Source organism: Pseudomonas sp. BIGb0558, assembly GCF_024807515.1.
Classification (GTDB): Bacteria; Pseudomonadota; Gammaproteobacteria; order Pseudomonadales; family Pseudomonadaceae; genus Aquipseudomonas; species Aquipseudomonas yamanorum_A.
The window spans coordinates 1-9,222 of the sequence record NZ_JANUEW010000075.1 but is presented as its reverse complement, the minus strand read 5'-3'; the positions used below and the strand labels follow the sequence as shown (position 1 = coordinate 9,222).

Genomic DNA, 9,222 nt, shown 5'->3' with positions numbered 1-9,222 from the left:
GCGAGGTGCCGACAGGCGGGGCAGAGCGTTTTGGTTACTTTGCCGCTTTTGCAAAGTGACTCGCTGTAAGAGCGAAACCATAAGCCGCCGTTACCCAAATAACGGATATGCACCCGGTCAAACCAACCCACACCGCTCAAAAAACCGCTCCCGCCCCAGGATCATCAACGCCGCCCGCTTGTGGGGAAAATCAAACTCCTTCTCACAGTGAAAACACTGGTTCTGCATATACCCAATCATCTTCCCGTTATCCGCCCGAGGCTCCGCCACCACCCGCTGAGTACGCGGATCATCCAGAAACAGGTAATGCACCAACGCCGACAGCCAACTCGCAACCTTGTGCGGCCCCCGGTGATGCTCTTCACCCACCAGCATATGAACCCCGCGATCGTAATCCGCCGCATCATAGAACGGCGCAATCCGATCCTCCTTCGCCCAATACGCCTCGAAATACGCAAACGGCTCATCATCAAAACAGCCGATCAACGTCAACGCATGAGGATCCGCATCCAGCTTGTCCAGATACTCCCGATGCTGCTCCAGACTGCCACTCTCCTGCCAGAAATTCGCCACCCGCGTACTGTTCTGCCACCGATTGAAACGCGCCAGATCGACGTCAATCTCCACCGTTCGCAGCGAAATCCACGCCCCCAACCGCGCATCAAACCGCCGATAAACCTCACCCCGCGGCTTCGGCGCACGGGCCGGATGCCGCTTGCCACCACTGATGATCATCTGCTGCGGATAAGTCCCCGTAAGTGACTGCCCCAACCACGGCTGCGGCAGCTGCCAGAACAACGTGCGCTCGCAATGAAACTGCCCGGCCACCTCGGTCGCCACCAGCAGCCCACTGCGCAGGGCATCATCCGGCGCATGCTCAAGGCGCCAAACCAATCGCTGGCGCCCCGGTTCCTTGGCAAACAGCCAGTAACAAGCCGCCCACAGAGCACGGGCAGCCGGCACGCTGCCGGGCTCCTGCAAGTGCACCTGCAGCTCATCGCCCCGCTCAAGGCGCAGGCGAATCAACGGCTGCCCTTCAAGGGTAAGGCTCAGGCGGCTGTCAGTTTCATCAGCATTCAGGGCAGGCCCCGCCGGCAAGGGCAGGACAAACAGGTCATTCAGATTGGACATGGGATGGGCTCACGAATCGTCGACAGTTCAACAAGTGACGTGAGCCAAGGGCAAAAATTTAGACGATCAGGGCACCGGCAACACATCGATGCGGTAAGGCTCGAAGATCTTCAGCAACTGGCCGTTGTCACGCAGTTGCTTGAGCAGCCCGGCAAACGCCGGCCCGGTGATCGGTGCCTTGGGCCGCAGCAACGCGTAGTGATGGTAGATCTGGTCGATCCGCTCCGACACCAGGAACTGCCCCGCCGTATCGGCGTTGCGCACCAGGAAGTCGCTGAGGTAGGAGCGTGTCACCAGGGCAATGTCGGCCCGGCCCCGGGCGACCATCAGCAGGTTGCTGTCGTGGGAATAGGTCAACGTGGCGTTGAAGTGCTCCGCCATGTACTTGGGGTCGGGGTTGAAGTTGGCGAACGCATAGTGATAACCGCTGAACACCGCCAGGCGCTTGCCGGCCAAGTCAGCGAAATAGGATTGGTCGCGACCCGGCTCCTGCTGGGCCACGAATATTTCCGCATCCTCCAGACCCATGTCGACATCCGTATGGGGAATGTCCTGCCAGCCCCAGTTCGGGTTTTCGAAGATCGCCATGTCGACCCGGCCCTGCTGGAAGTCGCGAAAACGCCGGGGAATCGAGGTGGGCACCAGCACAAACTGGTAATCGGTTTGCAGGGCGTTCAAGGCTTCCACCAGTTGCGGCAGCAACCCGGTGTCGGCGCCCTGCTCCGGGCGCACGGTGTACGGCGGAAAATGCGCAGCACCGACCCTCACCAATTGGGCGGCCGAAGCCGGCATCAGCCACAGTGCGCCAAGCGCCAATATTGAGAGTCCTGCAGCCAATCGCCAAGGCGAACACATCAAGGCACACACCGTCGAAAACTTTGATCCCGCTAAGCTAGGCGTTTTTGTCTATCGAGACAACTTTCTGCCCCACAATTAATAGCTTGCGTGAACCGGCTAGTCAGCTTTCAACACCATCAGCAAGGCTTCGTCGGCCAGTTGCTCCAGGGTCATGCTGCCCTGGGCACGAAACCAGGTGGTGGTCCAGGACAAGGCGCCGGTGAGGAAGCGTCGGGTGATAAACACATCGCCCCTGATATAACCGGCCTCCTTCGCCTCCCCCAGCACCTGCAACCAGATGTCTTCGTAGATATCGCGCAAGGCCAGCACCTGGGCCTGGCCCTCGGCCGACAGTGAGCGCCATTCATACACCAGCACCGCCATGGCCTCGCCGCTGCCGCCCATGATCGACTGCAATTCGCAGCGAATCAGCGCCAGCACGCGCTCACGCACGTTGTTTGCCTCGGCCAGGGAAGCGCGCATCAACGCGGTGTTGTAGTGGATGGTTTCCTCCATCACCGCCCGCAGGATTTCGTCCTTGCTCTTGAAGTGATGAAAGATACTACCGGACTGGATTCCGACCGCGCCGGCCAGGTCGCGCACCGTAGTGCGCTCAAAACCCTTGTTGCGAAACAGGTGCGCCGCGGTTTGCAGCAGCTTGCCACGGGCGCTGTCGGGGTCGGTCAATTGGCCGGCGTCGACCATGGTGCGCATCACCCGCAGGGCTTTTTGCTCATCCATGCTGCTCTCCTTAACTTCTGGTTACGTCTTGGGCGGCAATTTAGGCCGTGGCAGCCAACCAAGCAAGCGCTTGGGGCAAAGTTGTGACCAGAGTTTACAAACCAAGCGCTTGCTTGGTAGTCTCAGTCCAGCCATTCAGAGAAGGACTTCTCATGAACAAGACGGTACGCATCGGCTGCGCCAGCGCCTTCTGGGGCGACACCTGCACCGCCGCTGCGCAGTTGGTGCACGGCGGCGCGCTGGATTACCTGGTGTTCGACTACCTGGCGGAAGTCACGATGTCGATCCTGGCCGGAGCACGGATGAAAGATCCCCAGGCCGGCTACGCCACGGATTTCGTCGAGGTGCTGACGCCGCTGCTGGCGGATATCCAGCGCCAGGGCATCCGTGTGATCAGCAATGCCGGCGGGATCAACCCCCAGGCCTGCGCCGCCGCGTTGCAGGCGGCCTGCGACCAGGCGCAGATTCCGTTGAAGATCGCCGTGCTGCTGGGGGATGACCTGCAACCGCAGTTCAAGCAACTGCATGGCATCACCGACATGTTCAGCGGCGCGCCTTTGCCGGCGATGTGCGTGTCCACCAACGCCTACCTTGGCGCACCCGGCATCGTGCAGGCGTTGAAACTGGGTGCCGATATCGTCATCACCGGCCGCGTGGTGGACAGCGCCGTGGTCAGCGCGGCGCTGGTGCATGAGTTCGACTGGTCGTGGCAGGATTACGACCGCCTGGCCCAGGCTGCATTGGCCGGGCATATCATCGAATGCGGCGCCCAGTGCACCGGCGGCAATTTCACTGATTGGCGCGAGGTGCCGGACTATGAACACATCGGCTTCCCGATTGTGGAAGTCAGCGCCGACGGCCAGTTCACCGTCAGCAAGGTCGACGGCACTGGCGGGCTGATCAGCGAACTGAGCGTCGCCGAACAACTGCTGTATGAAATCGGCGACCCGCGCGCCTATCTGTTGCCCGACGTGATCTGCGACTTCAGCCAGGTCAAGCTCCAGCAACAAGGCAAGAACCGCGTACACCTGCACGGCGCCAAAGGCCGGCCACCCACCGATCAATACAAAGTCAGCGCCACCTACCCCGATGGTTTTCGCTGCACCGCCAGTTGCCTGATCGCCGGGATCGACGCGGTGGCCAAGGCCGAGCGGGTCAGCCAGGCGATCATCAACAAGACCTCAGAGCTGTTCAGCCAGCGCGGCTGGGCGCCCTATACCGACGTCAACATCGAACTGCTGGGCAGCGAAGCCACCTACGGTCCCCATGCCCAACGCCAGGACTGCCGCGAAGTGGTGGTGAAACTGGCGGCGCGTCACCCCAGCAAACAGGCGCTGGTGCTGTTCGCCCGGGAGATTGCCCAGGCGGCCACCGGCATGGCGCCGGGGCTCACCGGGATCGTCGGCGGGCGGCCCACGGTATATCCGCTGATTCGGCTGTTTTCATTCCTGATCGATAAAAGCGCCTGCCAATTGCAGGTCGACTTTCTTGGCGAACGGCATGCCTGCGAACTGCCTGTGGCCGAACCGCTGAACACGTCAATCGAATTGATCGACCCGCCCAAACCCCAAGGCCGCGCCGACGCCAACGTGCCGCTGGTCAAGCTGGCTGTGGCCCGCTCCGGCGACAAAGGCAACCACAGCAACATCGGGGTGATCGCCCGCGAGCCCGAGTACCTGGCGTGGATCGCCGAAGCGCTGACCCCCGAAGTGATTGTCGACTGGATGAGCCACGTGCTCGACCCGATCCACGGCCGCGTCGAGCGCTGGTATCTGCCCGGCAGCCACAGCCTGAACTTCCTGCTGGAGAACGCCCTGGGCGGCGGCGGGATTGCCAGCCTGCGCATCGACCCCCAAGGCAAGGCGTTCGCCCAGCAACTGCTGGAAATCCCGATTGCCGTGCCGCAGCACATTGCCGATCAACTCACTTAAAGGACCCACGCCGTGGCCTTCGACTCGATCTTCAAAGCCGACCTGTTCCAGGGGCAGACCCTCATCGTTACCGGCGGCGGCAGTGGCATTGGCCGCTGCACCGCCCACGAACTGGCGGCCCTCGGCGCCCAGGTGATTTTGGTGGGCCGCAAGCCGGAAAAACTGCAAAGGGTGACGGCAGAGATTATCGAAGACGGCGGCCGCGCCAGCTGGCAGGCCTGCGATATCCGTGATGAAGAAGCGGTCAAGGCACTGGTCAGCCAGGTGATCCAGGAACACGGCCCGATTCATGGCCTGGTGAACAACGCCGGCGGCCAGTACCCCTCGCCTCTCGCGTCGATCAACCAGAAGGGCTTTGAAACGGTGTTGCGCACCAACCTGGTGGGCGGTTTCCTGATGGCCCGGGAAGTGTTCAACCAGAGCATGAGCAAACACGGCGGCGCCATCGTCAACATGCTCGCCGACATGTGGGGCGGCATGCCGGGCATGGGGCACTCCGGCGCGGCGCGTTCGGGCATGGACAACTTCACCAAGACCGCCGCCTTCGAATGGGGCTACGCCGGGGTGCGGGTCAACGCCGTGGCGCCGGGCTGGATTGCCTCCAGCGGCATGGACACCTACGAAGGCGCGTTCAAGGCGGTGATCCCGACCTTGCGCGAGCACGTGCCGCTCAAGCGCATCGGCACCGAATCGGAAGTCAGCGCGGCGATTGTGTTCCTGCTCAGCCCCGCCGCCGCGTTCGTCAGCGGCAGCACCTTGCGCATCGACGGCGCCGCCAGCCTCGGCAGCCGCGCCTGGCCGCTGCACAAGGCGCAACCGCCGAGCGTGTCCTTTAATGGTTTCCACCGGGCGTACTTGCCGGACGTGCTCAAGGAGGAGAAATAAGCCATGCCGGTGATCGACTCGCAACTCGACGCCCACAGCCCGCAATTCGCGCAGAACCGCGAAGCGATGCTCACAGGCGTCAATCAACTGCGCCAACTGGAGCAAAACCTGCTGGCCAAGGCGGCTGAGGCCAAGGCCAAGTTCGACAAGCGCGGGCAACTGCTGCCGCGCGAACGCCTCAATTTGCTGCTGGACCCTGGCGCGCCGTTCCTTGAGCTGGCAAGCCTGGCCGGCTACAAGCTGCACGACGACAAGGACGGCAGCGCCGCCGGCGGCGGGTTGATCGCGGGCATCGGCTACGTCAGCGGCGTGCGCATGCTGGTGGTGGCCAATAACAGTGCGATCAAGGGCGGGACCATTTCTCCCTCGGGGCTGAAAAAATCCCTGCGCCTGCAACAGATCGCCATGGAAAACAAACTGCCGGTGGTGACGCTGGCAGAAAGCGGCGGCGCCAACCTTAATTACGCGGCGGAGATTTTCGTCGAAGGCGCACGCAGCTTCGCCAATCAGGCACGCATGTCGGCCATGGGCTTGCCGCAGATCACCGTGGTGCATGGCTCGGCCACGGCGGGCGGCGCGTATCAGCCGGGGCTTTCGGATTACGTGGTGGTGGTGCGCGGCAAGGCCAAGCTGTTCCTCGCCGGCCCACCGCTGCTCAAGGCCGCCACTGGCGAAGTCGCCACCGATGAAGAACTGGGCGGCGCCGAGATGCACGCGCAGACCGCCGGCACCGCTGAGTACCTGGCGGAAAACGATGCTGACGGTGTGCGTATCGTGCGCGAGATCGTCAGCCTTTTGCCGTGGGACGACCGCTTGCCGCCTTCACACCCGCGCGCTTACAGCGAGCCGCTGTACCCGATTGAAGAGCTGTTGGGGCTGATCCCCGACGACCCGAAAAAGCCCTATGACGTGCGGGAAATCCTCGCGCGACTGGCGGACGCTTCCAACTTCCTCGAATTCAAGGCCGAGTTCGACCCGCACACCGTTTGCGGGCACCTGCATATCCAGGGCCGGGCCTGCGGCTTTATCGGCAACAACGGGCCGATCACACCGAAGGGCGCGAGCAAGGCCGCGCAATTTATCCAGCTGTGCGACCAGAGCCAGACGCCGCTGCTGTTCTTCCACAACACCACCGGGTTCATGGTGGGCACCGAATCGGAACAGCAAGGCGTGATCAAGCACGGCGCGAAGATGATCCAGGCGGTGGCCAACGCCCGGGTGCCGAAGCTGACCATCGTCGTCGGCGGCTCCTACGGCGCCGGCAACTACGCGATGTGCGGCCGTGGCCTCGACCCGCGTTTCATCTTCGCCTGGCCCAACAGCCGCACCGCCGTGATGGGCGGCGCCCAGGCCGGCAAGGTGCTGCGGATCGTCACCGAGGCCAAGCAATTGAAAGACGGTTTGGTGCCTGACCCCAAGGTGCTCGACATGCTCGAACAGGTCACCGCCCAGAAACTCGACAGCCAGTCCACCGCGCTCTACGGCAGTGCCAACCTGTGGGACGACGGGCTGATTGATCCGCGGGACACACGGACCTTGCTCGGGTTTCTGCTGGACATCTGCCATGAAGCCGAAGTGCGGCAACTACAGCCCAACAGCTTTGGTGTGGCGCGGTTTTAACTCTTCAGGAGAACAATAAGAATGATCTTCACCCAGGAACACGAAGAACTGCGCCGTACCGTCCGTGGCTTTGTCGAGCGCGAGATCAATCCTCACGTCGATGAGTGGGAAAAAGCCGGGCGCTTCCCGATCCACGAGATTTTCCGCAAGGCCGGCGACCTCGGTTTGCTGGGCATTTCCAAGCCGGAAAAATTCGGCGGCATGGGCCTCGACTACAGCTATTCCATCGTCGCCGCCGAAGAGTTCGGCAGCATCCGTTGCGGCGGCATCCCGATGTCCATTGGCGTGCAAACCGACATGTGCACACCGGCCCTGGCCCGCTTCGGTTCCGACGAATTGCGCGACGAATTCCTGCGCCCGGCCATCAGCGGCGAACAGGTGGGCTGCATCGGCGTCTCGGAAACCGGCGCCGGCTCTGACGTGGCCGGGCTGAAAACCCACGCCCGCAAGGACGGCAGCGACTACGTGATCAACGGCAGCAAGATGTGGATCACAAACTCGCCGAGCGCCGACTTTATCTGCCTTTTGGCCAACACTTCGGACGACAAGCCGCACATCAACAAGTCGCTGATCATGGTGCCGATGAACACCCCCGGCATCAGCGTCAGCCCGCCCCTGGAAAAGCTCGGCATGCACAGCTCGGAAACCGCCCAGGTGTTTTTCGACGACGTGCGCATCCCCCAGCGCAACCGCATCGGCCATGAAGGCGCGGGGTTCATGATGCAGATGCTGCAGTTCCAGGAAGAGCGGCTGTTTGGCGCGGCCAACATGGTCAAGGGCCTGGAGTACTGCATCGACAGCACCATCGAGTACTGCAAGGAGCGCAAGACGTTCGGCAAGGCGTTGATCGACAACCAGGTAATCCACTTTCGCCTGGCCGAACTGTCCACCGAAATCGAATGCCTGCGGGCACTGGTGTACCAGGCCACCGAGCAATACATCAAGGGCCAGGACGTGACGCGCCTGGCCTCCATGGCCAAGCTCAAGGCCGGGCGCCTGGGGCGGGAAGTCAGCGACAGTTGCCTGCAATATTGGGGCGGCATGGGGTTCATGTGGGACAACCCGGTGGCCCGGGCTTATCGGGATGTGCGGCTGGTGTCGATTGGCGGTGGGGCGGACGAGATCATGCTGGGGATCATCTGCAAATTGATGGGCACCCTGCCGGGGAAAAAGTCGTGAATACGTTGTTGCTGGAGCCGCATAACGGGGTGTTGCATGTGACCCTCAATCGGCCGGACAGCCGCAATGCCATGAGCCTTGAGATGGTGACCGAGTTGCGTTCGGTACTGGCCGATGTGGCTGGGGACAAGTCGGTGCGGGCGTTGGTTATCAGTGGCGCGGGCGGGCACTTTTCGGCGGGTGGCGATGTGAAGGACATGGCTCGCGCCGGGGGCACGGACGGGTTGCAGGCGTTGAACCGGGCGTTTGGCACGCTGTTGCAGGAGGTTGAGGCGCTGCCGCAGGTGGTGATTGTGGTGCTTCAGGGTGCCGTGCTGGGTGGCGGGTTTGGGTTGGTGTGTGTCAGTGATGTGGCGATTGCGGATCATCAGGCGCAGTTTGGGTTGCCGGAGACCAGCCTTGGGCTGCTGCCGGCGCAGATTGCGCCGTTTGTGGTGAAGCGTATCGGGTTGACTCAGGCGCGGCGGCTGGCTTTGACGGCGGCGCGGTTTGATGGGGTTGAGGCGCTGCGGTTGGGGTTGGTGCATTTTGTGGAGCACGATCCGCAGGCGTTGGCTGAGCGGGTGGATGAGGTGTTGGGGCAGGTTTTGCGGTGTGCGCCGGGGGCTAATGCGCGGACCAAGGCTTTGGTGTTGGCTAGCGCGGGGCAAGGTTTTGGGCCGTTGCTGGACCAGGCTGCCGAGTGGTTTGCCGAGGCGGTTTGTGGTGAGGAAGGGATTGAGGGGACTCAGGCTTTTGTGCAGAAGCGTAAGCCGGGGTGGGCGTCATGAATTGGGGGCGTATCCGTTTCTGCGGTCAGGGCGGCTATTGGTTCCGCTCTTACAGCGGCTCACTTTTGAAAAGCGCAAAAGTAAGCAAAACGCTCTTGCCCCACCACTCGGCACCTCGCTAATGCTCG

General features: G+C 62.4%; 8 protein-coding genes. 5 read left to right on the top strand and 3 right to left on the bottom strand.

Features of this window, described 5'->3' with window-relative positions; genetic code table 11:
- Positions 1-117: 117 nt before the first annotated feature.
- The 3 genes from M2400_RS33065 to M2400_RS33055 form a co-directional block, all read right to left on the bottom strand.
- Positions 118-1,131, bottom strand: coding sequence for a GNAT family N-acetyltransferase (locus M2400_RS33065; RefSeq protein WP_259201384.1), 1,014 nt, complete (start codon positions 1,129-1,131; stop codon positions 118-120).
- Positions 1,132-1,197: 66 nt separating this feature from the next.
- Positions 1,198-1,986 (bottom strand): ABC transporter substrate-binding protein, encoded by a 789-nt coding sequence (locus tag M2400_RS33060; protein ID WP_177080050.1) that lies wholly within the window; start codon positions 1,984-1,986, stop codon positions 1,198-1,200.
- A 99-nt stretch (positions 1,987-2,085) separates the two neighbouring features.
- Positions 2,086-2,709 (bottom strand): TetR/AcrR family transcriptional regulator, encoded by a 624-nt coding sequence (locus M2400_RS33055; protein WP_010166492.1) that lies wholly within the window; start codon positions 2,707-2,709, stop codon positions 2,086-2,088.
- A 152-nt stretch (positions 2,710-2,861) separates the two neighbouring features.
- On the opposite strand from M2400_RS33055, the gene M2400_RS33050 reads away from it, so the two are divergent.
- Genes M2400_RS33050 through M2400_RS33030 form a run of 5 tightly spaced genes read left to right on the top strand, consistent with a single transcriptional unit; the run spans position 2,862 to position 9,094 of the window.
- Complete coding sequence (locus tag M2400_RS33050; protein ID WP_259201382.1) at positions 2,862-4,640, top strand: acyclic terpene utilization AtuA family protein; 1,779 nt, start codon at positions 2,862-2,864, stop codon at positions 4,638-4,640.
- Between the two features lie 12 nt (positions 4,641-4,652).
- Positions 4,653-5,525, top strand: coding sequence for an SDR family oxidoreductase (locus M2400_RS33045; RefSeq protein ID WP_259201381.1), 873 nt, complete (start codon positions 4,653-4,655; stop codon positions 5,523-5,525).
- Between the two features lie 3 nt (positions 5,526-5,528).
- Positions 5,529-7,145 (top strand): geranyl-CoA carboxylase subunit beta, encoded by a 1,617-nt coding sequence (gene atuC / locus M2400_RS33040; protein ID WP_177048354.1) that lies wholly within the window; start codon positions 5,529-5,531, stop codon positions 7,143-7,145.
- A gap of 21 nt (positions 7,146-7,166) precedes the next feature.
- On the top strand, positions 7,167-8,324 hold the full coding sequence (gene atuD / locus M2400_RS33035) for a citronellyl-CoA dehydrogenase (RefSeq protein ID WP_169385866.1): 1,158 nt from the start codon (positions 7,167-7,169) through the stop codon (positions 8,322-8,324).
- A complete protein-coding gene (locus M2400_RS33030; protein ID WP_259201380.1) occupies positions 8,321-9,094 on the top strand; it encodes an enoyl-CoA hydratase/isomerase family protein in 774 nt (257 codons plus the stop codon). The genes atuD and M2400_RS33030 overlap by 4 nt, the downstream gene beginning before the upstream one ends.
- The last annotated feature ends 128 nt before the right edge of the window (positions 9,095-9,222 follow it).

Coding starts and splice junctions, on each gene's coding strand:
- M2400_RS33065 (WP_259201384.1), bottom strand. CDS start 1,131: ATGTCCAATCTGAATGACCTGTTTGTCCTGCCCTTGCCGGCGGGGCCT.
- M2400_RS33060 (WP_177080050.1), bottom strand. CDS start 1,986: ATGTGTTCGCCTTGGCGATTGGCTGCAGGACTCTCAATATTGGCGCTT.
- atuD (WP_169385866.1), top strand. CDS start 7,167: ATGATCTTCACCCAGGAACACGAAGAACTGCGCCGTACCGTCCGTGGC.
- atuC (WP_177048354.1), top strand. CDS start 5,529: ATGCCGGTGATCGACTCGCAACTCGACGCCCACAGCCCGCAATTCGCG.
- M2400_RS33050 (WP_259201382.1), top strand. CDS start 2,862: ATGAACAAGACGGTACGCATCGGCTGCGCCAGCGCCTTCTGGGGCGAC.
- M2400_RS33055 (WP_010166492.1), bottom strand. CDS start 2,709: ATGGATGAGCAAAAAGCCCTGCGGGTGATGCGCACCATGGTCGACGCC.